Annotated in this window: 19 protein-coding genes, 1 pseudogene and 2 riboswitches; of the genes and pseudogenes, 13 read left to right on the top strand and 7 right to left on the bottom strand. The window is 41.5% G+C overall.

What is annotated here, in order from left to right; all coding sequences use genetic code 11:
- Positions 1 to 246 precede the first annotated feature (246 nt).
- Positions 247 to 1,722 carry a S41 family peptidase gene (locus ACN6MY_RS16035; RefSeq protein WP_419881089.1) on the top strand — a complete coding sequence of 492 codons (1,476 nt, stop codon included), beginning with the start codon at positions 247 to 249 and terminating at the stop codon, positions 1,720 to 1,722.
- Between the two features lie 140 nt (positions 1,723 to 1,862).
- Positions 1,863 to 2,318, top strand: coding sequence for a YndM family protein (locus tag ACN6MY_RS16030; protein ID WP_419881088.1), 456 nt, complete (start codon positions 1,863 to 1,865; stop codon positions 2,316 to 2,318).
- A 13-nt stretch (positions 2,319 to 2,331) separates the two neighbouring features.
- Here ACN6MY_RS16030 and mtnA read toward each other — a convergent pair whose 3' ends face one another.
- From mtnA to ACN6MY_RS16015, 3 genes are all read right to left on the bottom strand, one after another.
- Positions 2,332 to 3,381 (bottom strand): S-methyl-5-thioribose-1-phosphate isomerase, encoded by a 1,050-nt coding sequence (gene mtnA / locus ACN6MY_RS16025; protein ID WP_419881087.1) that lies wholly within the window; start codon positions 3,379 to 3,381, stop codon positions 2,332 to 2,334.
- Between the two features lie 16 nt (positions 3,382 to 3,397).
- On the bottom strand, positions 3,398 to 4,609 hold the full coding sequence (mtnK, locus tag ACN6MY_RS16020; protein ID WP_419881086.1) for an S-methyl-5-thioribose kinase: 1,212 nt from the start codon (positions 4,607 to 4,609) through the stop codon (positions 3,398 to 3,400).
- An 84-nt stretch (positions 4,610 to 4,693) separates the two neighbouring features.
- A riboswitch (SAM riboswitch) is annotated at positions 4,694 to 4,849 on the bottom strand.
- A 92-nt stretch (positions 4,850 to 4,941) separates the two neighbouring features.
- Positions 4,942 to 5,724 (bottom strand): carbon-nitrogen family hydrolase, encoded by a 783-nt coding sequence (locus ACN6MY_RS16015; RefSeq protein WP_419881085.1) that lies wholly within the window; start codon positions 5,722 to 5,724, stop codon positions 4,942 to 4,944.
- Between the two features lie 102 nt (positions 5,725 to 5,826).
- Between ACN6MY_RS16015 and ACN6MY_RS16010 the strand changes: the two genes are divergently transcribed.
- The 9 genes and pseudogenes from ACN6MY_RS16010 (at position 5,827) to ACN6MY_RS15970 (ending at position 13,796) form a co-directional block, all read left to right on the top strand.
- On the top strand, positions 5,827 to 6,999 hold the full coding sequence (locus ACN6MY_RS16010) for a pyridoxal phosphate-dependent aminotransferase (protein WP_419881084.1): 1,173 nt from the start codon (positions 5,827 to 5,829) through the stop codon (positions 6,997 to 6,999).
- A gap of 172 nt (positions 7,000 to 7,171) precedes the next feature.
- Positions 7,172 to 7,321, top strand: a riboswitch (SAM riboswitch).
- 66 nt (positions 7,322 to 7,387) lie between these two features.
- Entirely contained in the window at positions 7,388 to 8,632 is a 1,245-nt protein-coding gene (gene mtnW / locus ACN6MY_RS16005) for a 2,3-diketo-5-methylthiopentyl-1-phosphate enolase (protein WP_419881083.1), read from the top strand.
- A complete protein-coding gene (locus ACN6MY_RS16000) occupies positions 8,629 to 9,285 on the top strand; it encodes a 2-hydroxy-3-keto-5-methylthiopentenyl-1-phosphate phosphatase (RefSeq protein WP_419881082.1) in 657 nt (218 codons plus the stop codon). Before mtnW ends, ACN6MY_RS16000 begins: the two co-directional genes overlap by 4 nt.
- Positions 9,286 to 9,288: 3 nt before the next feature.
- Positions 9,289 to 9,915 carry a methylthioribulose 1-phosphate dehydratase gene (locus ACN6MY_RS15995; protein WP_419881081.1) on the top strand — a complete coding sequence of 209 codons (627 nt, stop codon included), beginning with the start codon at positions 9,289 to 9,291 and terminating at the stop codon, positions 9,913 to 9,915.
- Positions 9,916 to 9,932: 17 nt separating this feature from the next.
- Positions 9,933 to 10,466: a cupin domain-containing protein gene (locus tag ACN6MY_RS15990; protein WP_419881080.1), complete on the top strand. Its 534-nt coding sequence runs from the start codon at positions 9,933 to 9,935 to the stop codon at positions 10,464 to 10,466.
- A gap of 457 nt (positions 10,467 to 10,923) precedes the next feature.
- Positions 10,924 to 11,187: pseudogene (locus ACN6MY_RS15985) on the top strand (pentapeptide repeat-containing protein); the annotation flags it as partial.
- A gap of 168 nt (positions 11,188 to 11,355) precedes the next feature.
- Complete coding sequence (locus ACN6MY_RS15980; protein ID WP_419881079.1) at positions 11,356 to 11,706, top strand: cupin; 351 nt, start codon at positions 11,356 to 11,358, stop codon at positions 11,704 to 11,706.
- A 575-nt stretch (positions 11,707 to 12,281) separates the two neighbouring features.
- Positions 12,282 to 13,193: a CobW family GTP-binding protein gene (locus tag ACN6MY_RS15975; protein ID WP_419881078.1), complete on the top strand. Its 912-nt coding sequence runs from the start codon at positions 12,282 to 12,284 to the stop codon at positions 13,191 to 13,193.
- A 237-nt stretch (positions 13,194 to 13,430) separates the two neighbouring features.
- On the top strand, positions 13,431 to 13,796 hold the full coding sequence (locus tag ACN6MY_RS15970) for a MarR family transcriptional regulator (RefSeq protein WP_419881077.1): 366 nt from the start codon (positions 13,431 to 13,433) through the stop codon (positions 13,794 to 13,796).
- Positions 13,797 to 13,853: 57 nt separating this feature from the next.
- Here the strand turns inward: ACN6MY_RS15970 and ACN6MY_RS15965 are convergent, their stop codons facing one another.
- A complete protein-coding gene (locus ACN6MY_RS15965; RefSeq protein WP_419881076.1) occupies positions 13,854 to 14,102 on the bottom strand; it encodes a DNA alkylation repair protein in 249 nt (82 codons plus the stop codon).
- A gap of 79 nt (positions 14,103 to 14,181) precedes the next feature.
- On the opposite strand from ACN6MY_RS15965, the gene ACN6MY_RS15960 reads away from it, so the two are divergent.
- Positions 14,182 to 14,460 (top strand): hypothetical protein, encoded by a 279-nt coding sequence (locus ACN6MY_RS15960; protein WP_419881075.1) that lies wholly within the window; start codon positions 14,182 to 14,184, stop codon positions 14,458 to 14,460.
- A 53-nt stretch (positions 14,461 to 14,513) separates the two neighbouring features.
- Entirely contained in the window at positions 14,514 to 14,921 is a 408-nt protein-coding gene (locus tag ACN6MY_RS15955; protein WP_419881074.1) for a FixH family protein, read from the top strand.
- 187 nt (positions 14,922 to 15,108) lie between these two features.
- Here the strand turns inward: ACN6MY_RS15955 and ACN6MY_RS15950 are convergent, their stop codons facing one another.
- The 3 genes from ACN6MY_RS15950 to ACN6MY_RS15940 form a co-directional block, all read right to left on the bottom strand.
- A complete protein-coding gene (locus ACN6MY_RS15950; protein WP_419881073.1) occupies positions 15,109 to 15,588 on the bottom strand; it encodes a hypothetical protein in 480 nt (159 codons plus the stop codon).
- 13 nt (positions 15,589 to 15,601) lie between these two features.
- Positions 15,602 to 16,084 (bottom strand): Hsp20/alpha crystallin family protein, encoded by a 483-nt coding sequence (locus ACN6MY_RS15945; RefSeq protein WP_419881072.1) that lies wholly within the window; start codon positions 16,082 to 16,084, stop codon positions 15,602 to 15,604.
- Positions 16,085 to 16,171: 87 nt separating this feature from the next.
- Positions 16,172 to 16,666, bottom strand: coding sequence for a CS domain-containing protein (locus ACN6MY_RS15940; protein WP_071352626.1), 495 nt, complete (start codon positions 16,664 to 16,666; stop codon positions 16,172 to 16,174).
- Positions 16,667 to 16,703 lie beyond the last annotated feature (37 nt).

Raw genomic sequence — 16,703 nt, 5'->3', positions numbered from 1 at the left:
GTCAATGGCATGACACACCATGAATTTGGCATATGCCATTTTTGAAACTTATGCCATTGGCTGGACTGCCTGCATTTTTTATGTCCTCAAAAGCCCTGCATTATTTTTGAAAATGCCGGCTTTTTTCTGTAATTCCTTAAAATTGATTATTAATATTTTTCGTTTGCTGACAAACCTGATAAAATAATCATAATATTCCTGAATATAAAACAGTCCAGTTTTGATGGGTGAAAGTGGTGAAGGTTAGTGGAAGAAGAAAAGAAGCAGCATGAACACAATAGTGAACCCAAATTTATTAAAATTAAAAGGTTCCCTTTCATAATGGGGATTTTTTTGCTCATTTTTTTAACAGCAGGAATCACTACGATTGCCCTTACATTTGGCAACGATAAAGCGGCTCCAATTGTGGCAAAAACGCAGGGAGACCATCCGGAGTTTAATAAGCTATTCTCTGCTTATAATACACTCAAGGGCCAGTATTATCAAAAAACAGATGATAAGACGCTTGTCAACGGAGCAATAAATGGAATGGTGGAAGCACTAGGCGATCCTTATTCAGACTATATGACGGATAAGGAAGCAAAAAGCTTCCATGAAAGCATTTCTTCTTCATTTGAGGGAATTGGGGCAGAGATTCAGGAGCAAAACTCAAAAATCATGGTGGTTTCTCCAATTAAGGGGTCACCTGCCGAAAAGGCAGGCCTTAAACCCAATGATGTCATCCTGAGTGTTAACGGCAAGAGCCTTCAGGGATTAAGCGCTACAGAAGCGGTATTGAAAATCCGCGGCAAAAAAGGGACAAAGGCAGATCTCGAGATTTCAAGAGGAGATGATGCCAATCCTATTCAAGTGAGTATTGAGCGGGATACAATCCCGATTGAAACTGTATATCCTGAAATGCTATCAGGGGGAATTGCAAGGATCCAGGTGACAAGCTTTTCCGATAATACTTCAAAAGAGCTTGAAACAGCAATTGGCCAAATGAAAAAGAAGAACATGAAGGGTCTTATCCTTGACTTGCGCGGAAATCCGGGCGGGCTTCTTGACCAGGCCGTGAAAATTGCCAGCATGTTCGTTCCAAATGGAAAAGTGATTGTTCAGGTAGAAGATAAAGCTGGAAAGAAAGAAATCATAAAATCTCAAAATAATGGCGAGTTAAAGCTTCCTGTTGTTGTGCTGATCGATAAAGGAAGCGCGAGCGCCTCCGAAATTGTCTCCGGAGCTGTCAGTGAAGCAGCTGGTATAAAACTCATCGGGGAAAAATCTTTCGGAAAGGGTACTGTGCAGACTTCGCAAGATTTCAGTGATGGATCCAATATCAAATATACGATTGCAAAATGGCTGACTCCAAACGGAAATTGGATTCATAAAAAGGGAATAAACCCAGATATCGCAGTACCGCTTCCAAGCTATGCGAATCTGCCATTTATTTCTCCTGATAAAGTGCTGAAGCAATCTATGTCGTCTGCTGAAACGCAGTCTGCACAAGAGATGCTGAAAGCAGAAGGATACAATCCTGGCAAGGCTGACGGATTTTTCGATGAACAAACCAAATCTGCCGTCATGAAGTTCCAGGGTGACCATTCCTTAAAGAAAACAGGCATTATTACAGGCGAAACGACTGTAAAGCTAATGGAGATATTGCGCAATAAAATCCTTGCCAATGACACTCAAGTCAAGAAGGCAGAGGAAGTATTAAAAAAAGAACTTCAATCTAAATAATTGGGTAAGCGGTGTTCACGGAAGCGAAGCCGCTTGATCAAGTAAAAAGCCGATTTGGCGCCACCCGCGCTAAATCGGCTTTTATATGTATAAAATGCAGGCTTTTACCTCATATTAAAGAGAAAAAGGAGTGAACGCCTGTGAAAAATGCAGTAATTTTGGCCATTAAATTCCTCTCTTGCATTATAGCCTTTTCTGTCGGACTGGATTTGTTTTTTCAAGCTTCCTTTTTAGAAATAATATCTTTTAGCTTATTTGCCGTCATTGTATCCTATATTTTCGGCGACCTGATCCTTCTGCCAAGACTCGGGAATAAAGCGGCACTGGCTTTTGATTTTTTGATCACATATATAAGCGTATGGGTTTTCGGGAACATTGTGCTGCAGAATTATTTGCAGATTGCATGGGGAAGCATCATTTCTGCCGTCATTGTACTGGGTGCAGAGGTATTTGTACACCGGCATATTCTAAGCCCGAGCAACGGAACAGGAAATGTACAGGATAAGAAGGCTGTCTATAGCCGGAGATTATCATATGAGACAGAATTTTCAGAAGAACCAGAGTTTAAGGATCATAATGAAAACAAACAAAACTAGGGGGCGAAGCTCCCTAGTTTTTTATAGTATCTGGAATATTTTTTTTGAAATCTGGATAAATGATTCCTTCTTCAGTTATGATGGCTGTAATCAGATGATTAGGCGTGACATCAAATGCAGGATTGAAGACTGAGACATTTTCGGGGGCGACCCGGACTCCGTGAATATGAGTTATTTCCTTTGGGTCTCTTTCTTCAATAGGAATCAAATCTCCAGTTTCCAGGGATAAATCAAACGTACTGGAAGGAGCGGCAACATAAAAGGGGATGCCAAAGTGATTTGCCAGTACAGCAAGGCTGAGTGTGCCGATTTTATTCGCTGTATCGCCGTTTGCCGTGATCCTGTCCGCACCAACGATGATGCTTGAGATTTTTTGTGTGCTGATTGCATGTGCAGCCATGTTATCGGATATCAGGGTCACATCAACACCTGCCTGCATCAGCTCCCAGGCAGTCAATCTTGCCCCTTGAAGGACAGGTCTTGTTTCACAAGCAAACACCCTAAGGTTAATTCCCTTTTCAGCTGCTAAGTGAAAAGGGGCAAGAGCGGTGCCGTATCTTGCTGTCGCTATACCACCTGCATTGCAATGGGTCAAGACAGTATCTCCAGGCTTAAAAAGCGTTAACCCATATTCTCCAATGCTCCTGCAGGTAGCTTCATCTTCAGTGAAAATAGCGATGGCTTCATGTGTCAAATCGGTTTTGGCTCCATTAACACTGCTTGCATCATTAAGCTTTTTCCTCATTCTGTTTAATGACCAGAATAAATTGACAGCAGTTGGCCGTGAAGAAGAAAGGAAGGAAATATCTTCTTCCGTTTTTTTTCTGAACGCCAAAAGATCATCTCCAATAAATGCAGAAGCAGAAAGTGCAATGCCGTACGCAGCGGCAATCCCGATTGCCGGAGCCCCCCTTACTTTAAGGGTGGTGATGCTGTCAAAAACATCTTGTATCGTATAAAGGTCAATGAACTCTGTAATCTGAGGCAGGGCCTGCTGGTTAAGTATAGTTATGTGTGTGTCCTTCCACTGGATGGAAGAAGGGATATCTGTCGTTTTTTGCATGATAATCTCCTCGAAATTATAATTTAGCAGTGTATGAAAGTGAAAGGTTATGCTGGCTCACAGCTTCTGTCACCAGTGAAATATCCAGCTGGTTCCTGTTCTTTATTAAAAATTCCCCGATTCTCAGGGCCTCTTTTTTAGCTGAAATACGTGCGTCCTTATCTTGGATTCCGTCCAGATCCTTGACATGGGACAAACCGATTGTCCTGCGGATTAATTCACAGCCTGCGAAGCCAAAGGCATCATTGGTGATTTTATTCAGTACAAATTCAAGATAGCCTTCTGTCCTGCAAAAAGCTTCCTGTCCTTGTGTATTCCAAAGGGCAGTGAAAACCTCCGCAAATGAATCCCAAACATCATGCAGGTGGGTAAAGATGGCTTCTTTTAATTCTTGGGATCTGCTGAAAGCCTGAAAGAGCAGATTTGCCATATACTGTCCCAGATCAAATCCAATAGGTCCATAAAAAGAAAATTCGGGATCAATTACCTTTGTTTCCTGTCTGCCTGCAAAGATGCTTCCGGTATGAAGATCTCCATGCAGGAGCGCTTCTTGCTCGGTCAGAAAGCTTTTCTTTAATTTAGCTATTTCAAGCTTCAGTATATTATTTTGCCAAATAGCTTGAACTTCTTCATTCAACTCTGCTTCATAATCATTGGATTCACTATCGAAAAAGGGGTCTGTGAAAACAAAGGTTTCTGTAATATGGCATAATTCAGGATTGGTAAACTGTCGCGCCAATTCCTTTTTCTTGCTGTGATCCAAAAAATAATCCGAAGTATAGAAAAGGGTTTTAGCTATATATTCGCCTATATGCTTTGACAGCAGGGGATATTCTTCGCCATTTATCAGTCCCTCGCGTGCAATGGTCAGGTGTGATAGGTCCTCCATCACGGTAATGGCCAATTTTTCATCAGAATAGTAAACCTTGGGTACATATTCCTTGCAATAGCTTCTAAAAATGACAAGTGCATTTGCTTCGATGGCAGCCCGTTTGATAGTAAGCGGCCAAGATTCGCCGATTACTTTGGCATAGGGCAGGGCCTGTTTGATAATGATGCCCTTAGATGTGTCTTTTTCAGTAATGCGGAAAACATAATTTAAATTGCCATCGCCTATTTCCCGGCAGCTCAAGCTGCCCGCATCTTCAAATAATCCAAGCCGGTGCACGAGCTCTAGAGCTGTTTTTTCGGTCAGTGGTTCATAATGTATATATTCAGCTTCAGTCATGAATAATCCCTCCAATTAATGTATCGGGGGTAAAGAAAAAGCCCCCTTCTAAAAAGAAAGAGGCTTGAAGTGTAGGCTTCGCACCTCTTATCTGCCAGAAAGAAATTTCTTTCTGATGGAATTGGCACCGTGCCTTAAGGATTGGATCCGGCGAAAATGCTTCGCCCCATTTCACAATGGAATTACGGTCGGTTGCTGGGCTTCATAGGGCCATAACCCTCAGCCTGCTCTTGATAAGAGAAAGTTGATGCTATTAAGTTTTTTCTTCCTGGTTCCTGAAATGAATAATAACAATATTTAAAAACATTTGTCAACACTGAATTTTTAGAATATCAATAAAATTCCGGCCGCCTGTCAGAGAAAACAGGTATTTGCTCCCGGACATTTTCGGTTTTTTCAAAATCGATTGTCCCTGTGATAATTTCTTCTTCTTCTGCAGCTTCCGCCACTATTTCCCCCCAAGGATCTATTATCATGGAATGTCCTGCGAACAGGTTTTTCGGGTCACTGCCTGATCGATTTACTGCTATTACATATGCCTGGTTTTCTATTGCCCTGCTGATTAACAGGGCTCTCCAGTGTGCAAGGCGGGGTTTAGGCCACTCGGCAGAAACAAATATGGCTTGTGCACCTTTTGAAGCGTGAGCACGTATCCATTCCGGAAATCTGATATCATAGCAAATAAAGCCTGCGCAAAGCATGCCTTCCAAAGAAAAAAGCCCATCTTCTTTTCCCGGCTGCAGATAATGATGTTCATCCATCAAGCGAAATAGGTGAAGCTTATCATACTCTTTAATCAGCTCTCCATGCTTGCTGATGACGATGAGGGTGTTTGTTATTCCTTCTGCCGTTTTTTTCGCAACAGAACCGCCCACTAAGTGGATGCGGTATTTTTTTGCGCAATTCTGCAGAAATGCCACGGTTTCGGCCGCTTCTTCATCAGCTATTTCATCAAGCCTGCCGAGATCATAGCCCGTTGTCCAAAGCTCAGGCAAAACCGCTATATCGGGCCTTTCCTCTGCAGCTTTACGGATGAGCTCTTCTGCCCTGGCATAATTTTGTGCGGGGCTGCCAAAGGATATATCCATTTGTATACAGGCTATTTTCCATTTCATGTTATCTTCCTCCATGATTTCATAGAATTTTCTTTACATTAGTAATTTTAAGATATATCATTTGTGACGAGAAATTCAAGAAATTTCAGAGAAGGTGCCAAAATGATAGAATTCCAAAAATCAGAGCTGCTCAAAAATCTGCCTCAGCAGTTTTTTGCTTCACTGGTCTCTAAGGTGAACAGCATAACAGAACAAGGACATGATGTAATCAATTTAGGACAAGGAAACCCGGATATGCCAACACCGCAGCATATTATTAAAAAGCTGCAGCAGGCTGCCGAAAATCCTGTTAATCATAAATATTCGCCATTCAAGGGGCTTCGGTCACTGAAAGAAGCTGCAGCAGAATTTTATGAAAGAGAATATGATGTCAAGCTTGATCCCGATTCAGAAGTTGCCATCCTGTTCGGCGGAAAAGCGGGGCTTGTAGAACTGCCGCAATGCCTGATGAATCCAGGTGACACAGCGCTGGTTCCAGATCCCGGGTACCCTGATTATATGTCCGGGATAGCGTTGGCGCAGGCCAAAATCAAAACCCTGCCGCTTCTGCAGGAAAACGGTTTTCTGCCAGATTATGATGGAATCGGCCAAGATACACTCGACTTGGCAAAACTGATGTTCTTAAACTATCCAAATAATCCGACGGGTGCAGCAGCTACAGAAAATTTCTTTGAGAAAACGGTAAAGCTTGCGAAGAAGCACTCCATCTGCGTCGTTCATGATTTTGCGTATGGCGGCATCGGGTTTGGCGGAAAAAAACCTCTGAGCTTCCTTCAGACACAGGGAGCCAAGGACATTGGCATTGAAATATATACACTTTCCAAAACCTATAACATGGCCGGCTGGCGTGTGGGTTTTGCTGTCGGAAACTCCAGTGTCATAGAAGCGATTGAACTGCTGCAGGATCATATGTATGTGAGCTTATTCCCGGCTATCCAGGAGGCTGCACAAGAAGCGCTGCTGCATTCCCAGCAATGCGTCAAGGAACTGGTGAACATTTATGAATCCCGGAAAAAGGCATTCATCGGAGGCCTGCGTTCTATAGGGTGGAATGTATCTTCGCCAGATGGCTCTTTTTTTGCATGGCTCAAAGTTCCAGCGGGATTTTCTTCACAGGAATTTTCAGATTACCTGCTTCAGCATGCACATGTTGCAGTGGCAGCAGGGGCAGGTTTTGGGGAATATGGAGAAGGCTATGTGAGGGCCGGACTGCTTACTGGTGAAGACAGGCTTTTGGAGGCTGTCAGGAGAATAGCTGCGTTACATTTATTTTAAATTCAAAATGCATGTTTAGAAGCAGCTGACGGACTTTAACCGGCAATTGTGGCACAGCAAATTCTTTACATATGGAACTCGGAAAGTGATTGACAAGAAATAAATTTCCTGTCATACTCCGAATATGAATTATTAAACAATTGCAAAAAATGATTAATTAAAATATTTCATTTTCTTATTGTGAGCAGGTGGAGGGAACTAGCCCGATGAAGCCCGGCAACCGACTGTAATACCATTGTGAAATGGGGCGAATACGTTCGCCGGATGAAAAATCCGCAAGGCACGGTGCTAATTCTTGCAGCTTTTTGCTGAAAGATAAGAAGATGGCTCAAAAGGCCTCTTCTTTCTGAAGAGGTTTTTTTATTTTTTACATCCGGGAGTGAAATCTGTGAGTGAAGTTATAGCAACATATATGGTCCATGATTCAAAAGGAAACCACGAAAAAAAGGCAGAGGGAATTGCCCTTGGATTAACAGTAGGAACGTGGACAGATTTGCCCCTGCTGGAACAAGAACAGCTCAAAAAGCATAAAGGGCGGGTCTTGTCCGTAGAAGAGCTGGAACAGAGGGGAAAAGTTAATAATTATTTTGGTGAAAAAACATTCCGCTCCATCATTAAAATTGCTTATCCTGCTTTCAACTTTTCAGCTGATCTGCCGGCAATATTGACAACGGTTTTCGGTAAGCTCTCATTGGACGGCGCAATAAAATTATTGGATCTTGAACTAACTGGAGAATTGAGAAGTTCCTTCCCAGGTCCGCGATATGGAATAAAGGGTATCCGCGAAAAACTGGATGTGTTTGGCCGGCCGCTGGTTATGAGTATATTTAAGGGAGTCATCGGCAGAGATCTTTCATATTTGAAAAGCCAGCTCAGCGCCCAAGCCCAAGGAGGCGTTGATTTAGTAAAAGATGATGAAATTCTTTTTGAAAATGATCAGACTCCTTTTCTTGACCGGATAATCCAGGGAAAGGAAGTGCTTCGCCAGTCTTACGAAGAAACAGGGAAGCGGACATTATATGCTGTTAATCTGACAGGCAGCACATTCGGCTTGGCCGATAAGGCAAGGATGGCTGCTGAAGCAGGTGCTGACGCTTTATTATTCAATGTCTTTTCATATGGGCTGGACGTTCTTCAGAGTTTAAGAGAATTGGAGGATGCCCCCCTTCCCATCATGGCACATCCTGCATTCAGCGGTTCATTTACAGCTTCAGAATTTTACGGAGTTTCCCATCCGCTGCTTTTAGGCAAGCTTGTCAGGTATGCCGGCGCTGATTTATCGCTTTTTCCATCACCATATGGAAATGTTGCGCTTGACCGGAATATTTCCATTGAGCTCGCCTGTCAGCTGACAAAAGAGGAAGAACAATGGAAAACAGCCTTTCCGGTACCGTCAGCGGGCATCCACCCAGGTATGGTGCCGCATTTAATGGAGGATTTCGGGAAGGATTGCGTGATAAATGCAGGCGGAGGAGTACATGGCCATCCGGATGGAGCAGCAGGCGGCGGCAAGGCATTCCGCCAGGCTGTAGAGGCTTCGTTAAACGGCATAAATCTTGAAGATGCTGCAAAGGAACATCAGGAACTCCGAAAAGCCCTGGATTTGTGGGGAGGTGTTCCTGAGAGACTATGAAACCAATTATTTTTTGCGACTTTGACGGAACAATCACGAATAGCGACAACATTATAGCAATCATGAAAGAATTCGCTCCAGAAGGCTGGGAATCAATAAAGGATGATGTACTATCCCAGAAAGTGAGCATTTCAGAAGGTGTTGGCAAGATGTTTTCTCTGCTCGATAGCGGGCTTGCGCAGGACATTATCGAATTTGTCAAAAGCAGTGCTGTAATTCGTGACGGATTCCGAGAATTTGTTGCATTTGCCAGGCAAAACAGCATTCCTTTGTACGTTGTCAGCGGCGGGATCGATTTCTTTATTGAACCACTGCTTGAAAATATACTGGATTTGGATCTTTTATACTGCAATAAGGCGGTCTTTGAACAGGAAAGAATTCAGATTATATGGCCTTATTCCTGTGATGACCAATGCCAGAATGGATGCGGCTGCTGCAAGCCATCCATCATGAGAAAGATCTCGGAAGCTGATACATATAAAATTGTCATTGGCGACTCTATCACTGACTTTAAAGCAGCTAAAGAAGCAGATTTTGTTTTAGCAAGAGATTTCCTGATTGAAAAATGCAGGGAAGAAGGAATAAGCTATCAGCCTTTTCAAACATTTTTTGATTGTATAAACATCCTTAAGCTAAAACTGGAGGCGGCTTAGTGTATGAGTATCTATGAAAAAGAATGGCAGGAGCTTGCTGATATCAAGGATGAACTTGCCGCACGGGACTGGTTTATGGGAACAAGCGGAAATCTTTCCATCAAGGTAAAAGGAACAAAAACCTTTCTGATTACTGCAAGCGGAAAGGATAAAAGAAAGAGGACCAGTGAAGATTTTCTGCTTGCAGATGAAAATGGCCTGCCAGCTGAAGAAACAGTGCTGCGGCCTTCTGCAGAGACTCTTTTGCATACGGAAATCTACAGAAAAACGGCTGCAGGCTGTGTCCTTCACATCCATACCGTGGAAAATAACGTCATTTCAGATCTTTACGGAGATGAAAGAAAAGTGACCTTCAAAGGCCACGAAATCATCAAAGCCACTGGAAGATGGGAGGAAGATGCAGAGTTCACAATCCCGATTGTGCATAATCATGCGGATATACCCGCTCTTTCAAGGGAATTTTCGAAGTACATTGAAAGCTCCGCCGGGGCCATACTGATCCGCAATCACGGAATTACAGTTTGGGGAAGGACACCTCTGGAAGCAAAGAAGTTTCTTGAGGCAAGCGAATTTCTTTTTCAGTATCATCTGCTATTAAGGCAGCAGGCTGCATATGCAGTTTCATTATAAAATTGGAGGGGTTATACATGGCAAGCATTAAAATTCATGGAGCAGCTGAATTAATTAAAGGTAGGGAAAAGGTACATGCTTTTCTGCAAAATGAGGGTGTTATTTATGAAAACTGGGATATTGAAAAACTGCCAGAGCAATTAAGGGAAAAATTTCAGCTTACTGATGAAGAAAAGAATGAGATTCTTGGAGCCTTTCAAGATGAAATTACGGAAATTTCCAATAGAAGGGGCTATAAATCCCATGATGTGATTACGCTTTCGGATTCTACCCCAAACCTTGACTCCTTACTCAGTAATTTTAAACAGGAGCACCATCATTCAGATGACGAAGTGCGTTTTATTGTAAGCGGACATGGCTTATTTGCCATAGAAGGAAAAGAAGGTACATGGTTTGATGTGAATCTGGATCCTGGAGATTTAATCAGCGTACCTGAATCTGTCCGCCATTATTTTACCCTTCAGGAGGATCGCAAAGTTGTGGCTGTCCGCATTTTTGTAACAACGGAAGGCTGGGTTCCAATCTATGAAAAAGAAGAAATCCAGGCCTGAATAAAAAAACAACGGAAGCCAGAAGGCCGTCCGTCCCTAAAAAAGAGGGATGGACGGCCTTTTTTATTATTCTTTTTAAAGTTCTAGCAGATTCTTTAAAGCATATCCTTATTCCTTCATAATGTCTTGCAAGACTCTGGACATGCAGCTGAAACAGTGAGCGTTGCCTATTTAATATAAGAAACCGAAAAACTCTGCAAAAAAATGGATGTCATGTACATTATATCCGAGCTTAACTGGGTTCTTCTCATCTAAGGGACTTGGTCAGCGCCATTTTAATTGATAACCCAAATTGTCGAAGCGGATCAGGATTAATTAAGAAGAAGAATTATCAAAATAATTCCATATTTTCCGGACAGATAATTAAAGATTTTATAAAATAGATTCAGAGGTTTTTTAAAACAAAAAGCAGAATAGTGAAGAGGGCTAAAAATGAAAGAAAGAAACAGCCAAAAATATAAGAGAAGGTTTAACAGCCGATTGTTCTAAATGCTTTGGACTCTGCTGCACAGCACTTCATATTATAGCGTCGAGTGATTTTCCCATTAACAAACCTTCAGGTACTCCCTGCATGAATTTGCAATCTGATTATTGCTGCCAAATTCATAGCCAGTTAAGAGAAAAAGGTTTTAAAGGCTGCACAGTATACCATTGTTTAGGGGCTGGACAAGCCGTTTCTCAAGTGACTTTTAATGGACAAAGCTGGCAAGATAATCCTGAATTGAAGACACAACAGTTAGCATAATGATTGTTGAAAGCTGTCTGTTCTCAACCAATGCAACCTATGATAAACTTAGGTTATCAGAATTTTCCAAATGACTAATACGGGTAAACCGTGAATAAAGACAACCAAAAATGGTGGTAAAGTAGTCGGTGTTGGGGGGATTACATGAAAATATATCAATTTAAAAAAGAGGTAGGGAAGAAAATCATAAAATTCGACTCTAATTTTGTGATGTCACATATTACGCAGATAGAGAAAGCAGCACATATAGGATGTATGCACTTAGATGCGAATGGGTTAATTGGTTATCATCAAGCTGATGTTCCTCAGCTTCTTTTAATTGTAAACGGAGAAGGTTGGGTTAGATGTGAAACCGATGAATACATCAAAGTTCACAGTGGAGAAGCAGTATTCTGGGATAAAGACGAATGGCACGAAACCAAAACAGATACAGGTTTAACTGCAATCGTTATAGAAAGCGAAGAGATAATCACTTCATCATTGATACCTTTATAGAGATTATAGGCGTTAAACAAATATGAGTATTAATTAAAGGCTCTTTTCTTAAAGATTGTTGTTTTTTAATAAGTTCTGTGAGGCGATCTCATTGTTAAGTCAGGTTGATTGGAGCGTAAGGTGCGAGACTCCTGCGGGATGAGCGGAACAGGTGAGACCCCGCAGGCGCAGCCGAGGAGGCTCACCGCCCGCCCCGCGGAAAGCGAGCATCCTGAAGCGGAAATCAACCACCTTCTTCCATAGCAACAAAGTTTACGAAAACAGCCTAATTAAAAGAGGGAACTCTAACAATTATGGAGTCCCCTTTTCTTAATATTAAAAATCAACATTATCCTTTAACTTAGCTTAAAATAAAAAAAGTCCTTCAGAATTTAAAGTCATATCAGACGAACAATGATATAAAAATACTAAATTTGCTTACATTTTTTAATTTCCTATGAAAATCTGCATTCTAATTGGGAGAAAGAATGACTGTCTCCCAGGCTGAAAAATTTACTGGATAAATGCCGCATTCACTGCATGCAGGAATATGTTAAAATAAAGGGTAATAAAGAAGCAGGATTAGGAGAAAAATAATGAAGAAAACAGAAATTTACATACTTGGCGGTTTCCTGGGCAGCGGAAAAACAACGCTGCTGAGAAATATAATAAAAGAAGAAAAAAAGGCAGGCAGAAAAATTGCGGTATTGCTTAATGAATTAGGAAGCATTTCTGTGGATACTGGCTTGATCGGAGAGGACGTTCCTCTTAAAGAATTATTTGACGGGTGCATTTGCTGCAGTATTCAGGACAAGCTTGAAGTGCAGCTGCAAGAGCTATTAACTTCCAATGATTTAGATTCCATATATATTGAAACAACTGGTGCAGCCCATCCGGTGGAAGTGCTCGATAGCATCATGTCGCCGCTCTTTGCAGAACAGCTCATATACAAAGGGATTGTTGGAGTGGTTGACCTCTTAAGATGGAAAGACAGAGAAAAGCTTCCGCCTCATCTTCGACAGCTGCTTTTTGAGCAAATCCGACATGCTGATTTGATTTTGCTGAATAAACAAGATCTTGTCAGTGAAATAGATGCGGGCCAAATCCTTTTTAGCATTCAGAATATTAATCCAAAGGCCTTTTGCCTGTTAACCAGCCAGGCAGGAATTTCATTGGAAATTATCAGGAACATGAACATGCAGCCAAAGGATGCTTCTAAAATTTCAGGATCAAAGCACAGTTTGCAGCTTGAGGCGCTGGTGCACCGGTTCAAAGATGCAATAAAGCAGCAGGAATTCGAAGAATGGCTGCGCAGTCTGCCTGATACCATATACAGAATGAAAGGCTACATCAAATTTACACATTCTGATTATCCTTATCTGTTTCAATATACCTATGGAATGCCGCTCTTTTTGCAGGAAGGGCTGAATCTGCCTTTAAATTTGGTTATCATCGGTGAAGAACTTGATAAAGCCGGAATAGTGCATCAGCTGGAAAATCTGGGGTAACTGTAAAAAGCCTGATTTTAAAAAAACTGGGAATAAGGTCCAGGAGCAGGGCGGAAATCATAGAAAAGTAAACCAATCTGTACTGGTTTATTTTTTTTTGAAGGATAATACTACACTTATGGCCTATTTACCTTTATACTTAAAGCGTTTAGAATATCGCCTTCATATAAAATTAAAGGAATGATTATCATTTTAAAACAAGATAAATTATATCTTTTAGAAAAAGAATTCAAGAATATGTTTAGAACAATGAGAAAAGAGTTATCTGTCATTTACGGTGAATCAATTAATAGCAGTGAATTTCTTGTTTTGAAAAATATAGCTTTTTCTGAAATAAAAAATGCAACAGGGCTATCAAAGGAAATGGATGTTTCTGCAAGCCATATCACAACCGTTACGGAATCGTTAGTGAAAAAAGGCTTACTCCTCAGAAAAAGAACGGAAAGTGACCGGAGAGTTGTCACATTCGATTTGACAGAAGAAGGTGTAAACCTCATCAATAATCTGGAAAAGAAAAAGACCGAATATCTTCATGAAAAATTCGGCACATTTACAGAAGATGAATTGACATCACTGCTGCATTTAATCAAAAAGTTTAAATGAAAATGGCGGCATTAGGCAGTGATGGCTAATGCCGCCATTATTTCGTATTTGAGAATATTATTGCATGTCCATATTCCCGAAAGCAGCAAAGGATTTTTCTTCGTCTATCATTCCGCATGTCGCGCATTGAACCTTTAATTCTGGCCCTTTATAAGGCAAATGAAAGGGTTCAAGAGCATCATTGGAATATTCAGAGACGATTTCCCCAGTATGAGGATCTTTTTTAACCGGGACTGAAACCTGCTGGATCATGTTAAATCTGGATTTATTGGTTTTGCATCCGGGACATCGATAAACCTGTGGCATGTTATTCACTCCTTTTTCTGTAAGTTTTTGCAAATCATCTGCGTTTTATGTACAAAGCCGCCAAAAAGGAGGAATTATAATGACAAATATACCTAGCGGAGAGCTGCTTCCCTTATATCTGAAGCTTTGGAATAATCGGCAGCTGCTTAAAAAGGAACAAAAGCCTGAAGAAATACTAAGCGAGCTGATACGCCGGGAACTTCTTGATGAAAATGCGCATCCAAGAACAAGAAAGTCAAGCTATGAAAAATTTTATCTCAGCATTACAAGATTAGCTGAGTCGGGAGCCTTGACAGCAGACGAAAAACAGGGACTGCTTTCTCTGTACATCGAGGAAATGAAGACGCTTCAAAAATAGATAATACCTGACCTGTAGTTTTCAGGATAGTCACAGGAAAAGAGGGCGCGGATATGAAAAGAATAAGCTTATGCCTCTTGATTGGCCTGCTTTTGCTTGCGGGCGGGTGTTCCGGCAATAAGCAGGAAATGGCCGAAGATATGCCAAATATGCTCGATGTAAAAGTTACAATCAATCCAGAAATAGCAGATGTCAATAAAACGGTGGATTTTAAAGCAGACATTGTTTCTAATGGAAAAAGAGTGAAAAAGGCAGACGAAGTGAAATTCGAGATTTGGAAATCGCAAAATAATAACCATATAACAATTGAAGTCAAGCCCAATGAAAAAGGCGTCTATGAAATTAAAAAAACATTCCCTGTACAAGGGACCTATTACATAATTGCCCACGTAACGGCAAAAGGGATGCATGCAATGCCTAAAAAGGAATTTACCGTCGGCTCCCGCAGCAGCACGGAGTAATTGAATCCATGTATTGTTTTTAAGAAGTTTTGCTGATAGCGGATTCACTGGCTCCTGGAGAATTAGCATCCCAGACGGGGTACAAAGAGTCCGGAAATCTGCAGTCAGCAAAACAAAAAAATAATCGGCAGCAGAACTCACTCCGATTACTTTAGAATACTTTTTCATGTATTTCTGCTGTGATAAGCTATTCCTCCTTTCTGGAATGAAGCTTTACCTCCGGTGCTTTTTCATCATCTTTTGAAGCAAATTTAGCCATGCTGAATTCCGGCATTTTCTTTAGCTTGCCTTCATAGCTCGCTCCAATGTTCAGCTTGCCGGTTAGTTCATTTATTCCAAGCTGTCCAAAGTTATTGCTGTATTCCAGCTTTTCCACAATAATCTTATCGACCCTTAAAGACTCAATTTTGATGGGAGAGCCTGCGGCCGACCCCAGAGAATCTTCAGTTTTTATTGGCGTGGGCTGGACATGCTGTTCGGTTTTATTCTCTGGGCTGCCCGGGTTTTCATGTCTGATGGAAACCTGCTGCTTGAGAATAGGGGGCCCTTTATTGGAAGATAGCTGAAAAAGATACTGCTCGATATTTTTCAGGGTTGCTTCGAGTGAATCGATTTTTTCATCATATATGCTGCTGGCAGTTTTTTTTCTTTTAAAAAACTTTATCATCTCCGGTTTTCCATTACTTCTCATTGGCCGGCTGTATATCGATCTTCACCGGCTCTTCCTGAGGGGGGATTTTGTAGGTAATTGTAAGAAGACCATTTTGGAAGGCGGATTGAAAGGTATTTCTTTCCGGGAGATAAGGCAATTTAATCAATCTTTCAAACTGCTGATGCTTCCGTTCCTTCACGTAATAATGGATTTTCTCCTGAATGGACCTGATCCTGCCCCTTATGGCCAGAATGTCATCCTTCAGGGAAAGCTCGATATCTTCTCTGTGGATCCCGGCCAGCTCAATGGTAATTGTCATAACCTCCCCAAACAGGAAAAGATCATATATGGGCCATTCACTTTCAGTATTGAGGGGGCCATCCATTGTGCGGCTTTTATCTGCAGACGTGTTTTCGGCGGCAGTTTTTTGTGAGAAAACCTGCTTCCAGAACTGTTCGGATTGATAGGACTGGGAGATTTCAATCCACTGCTTAATTTTATCCATATCCATACTATGACCACCTTTCAAGCGGGTGCTCTTATTACTATATTTTCACAGGGCTTATCTAAGAATAAAAGATAAAAAAGGACGCCGCCATTAAATTTCGGAGACGTCTATTTCTGAGTACTGCAAATCCAGGTTTTTCTGCAATTTAATTTCCAATGTATGGTCCTTGAAATGAGCAGATGCTCCTTTTTTCTTTACAATTGCGGGAAGGGTGATGATATGTTTGTCATCATTCTCTGGTATTCCTTCAATGATGGATTGATTAGAGGTATGAAAAATCCTGATTTTTTTCAGCCACTCGGGATCTTTTACGGGTATCCTGACATACACATCCGTATGTGTTTCGAATACCTCTGCGCCAAGAGGGGATTTTCTCTCTGCAGAAGCAGGCTGAGGAGACTGGCCAAACGGCGGGAAACCTCCTCCGCCATCATTTTGCCCAGGGTTCATCATTCCTTTCATATTCTGAGGAATCACCTGGGAAAATAACGTATCAATGAATGATTGAATTTCCTGCGGTTTCATGTTTTTTAAAGAATCAGTCTGGTTTTTCTGAAAAGGGAAAAGCATATTCCAAGGAAACATGATGAATTCCTCTCTTCCGTTGCCGGCATTTCTTGTT

The organism is Peribacillus sp. B-H-3, assembly GCF_048572925.1.
Classification (GTDB): domain Bacteria; phylum Bacillota; class Bacilli; order Bacillales; family DSM-1321; genus Peribacillus.
The sequence above is the reverse complement of the archived record's forward strand: the minus strand, read 5'-3'. Positions and strand labels throughout refer to the sequence as shown.

Bases quoted from the DNA above. Each gene is read 5' to 3' on its own strand.
- ACN6MY_RS15955 (WP_419881074.1), top strand. From the start codon at position 14,514: ATGAAAAGAATAAGCTTATGCCTCTTGATTGGCCTGCTTTTGCTTGCG.
- ACN6MY_RS15965 (WP_419881076.1), bottom strand. From the start codon at position 14,102: ATGCCACAGGTTTATCGATGTCCCGGATGCAAAACCAATAAATCCAGA.
- ACN6MY_RS15945 (WP_419881072.1), bottom strand. From the start codon at position 16,084: ATGGATATGGATAAAATTAAGCAGTGGATTGAAATCTCCCAGTCCTAT.
- mtnK (WP_419881086.1), bottom strand. From the start codon at position 4,609: ATGACTGAAGCTGAATATATACATTATGAACCACTGACCGAAAAAACA.
- ACN6MY_RS16000 (WP_419881082.1), top strand. From the start codon at position 8,629: ATGAAACCAATTATTTTTTGCGACTTTGACGGAACAATCACGAATAGC.
- ACN6MY_RS16010 (WP_419881084.1), top strand. From the start codon at position 5,827: ATGATAGAATTCCAAAAATCAGAGCTGCTCAAAAATCTGCCTCAGCAG.
- ACN6MY_RS15980 (WP_419881079.1), top strand. From the start codon at position 11,356: ATGAAAATATATCAATTTAAAAAAGAGGTAGGGAAGAAAATCATAAAA.
- ACN6MY_RS15960 (WP_419881075.1), top strand. From the start codon at position 14,182: ATGACAAATATACCTAGCGGAGAGCTGCTTCCCTTATATCTGAAGCTT.
- ACN6MY_RS15950 (WP_419881073.1), bottom strand. From the start codon at position 15,588: ATGATAAAGTTTTTTAAAAGAAAAAAAACTGCCAGCAGCATATATGAT.
- ACN6MY_RS16015 (WP_419881085.1), bottom strand. From the start codon at position 5,724: ATGAAATGGAAAATAGCCTGTATACAAATGGATATATCCTTTGGCAGC.
- ACN6MY_RS15970 (WP_419881077.1), top strand. From the start codon at position 13,431: ATGTTTAGAACAATGAGAAAAGAGTTATCTGTCATTTACGGTGAATCA.
- ACN6MY_RS15975 (WP_419881078.1), top strand. From the start codon at position 12,282: ATGAAGAAAACAGAAATTTACATACTTGGCGGTTTCCTGGGCAGCGGA.
- ACN6MY_RS15940 (WP_071352626.1), bottom strand. From the start codon at position 16,666: ATGTTTCCTTGGAATATGCTTTTCCCTTTTCAGAAAAACCAGACTGAT.
- ACN6MY_RS15995 (WP_419881081.1), top strand. From the start codon at position 9,289: ATGAGTATCTATGAAAAAGAATGGCAGGAGCTTGCTGATATCAAGGAT.
- ACN6MY_RS15990 (WP_419881080.1), top strand. From the start codon at position 9,933: ATGGCAAGCATTAAAATTCATGGAGCAGCTGAATTAATTAAAGGTAGG.
- mtnA (WP_419881087.1), bottom strand. From the start codon at position 3,381: ATGCAAAAAACGACAGATATCCCTTCTTCCATCCAGTGGAAGGACACA.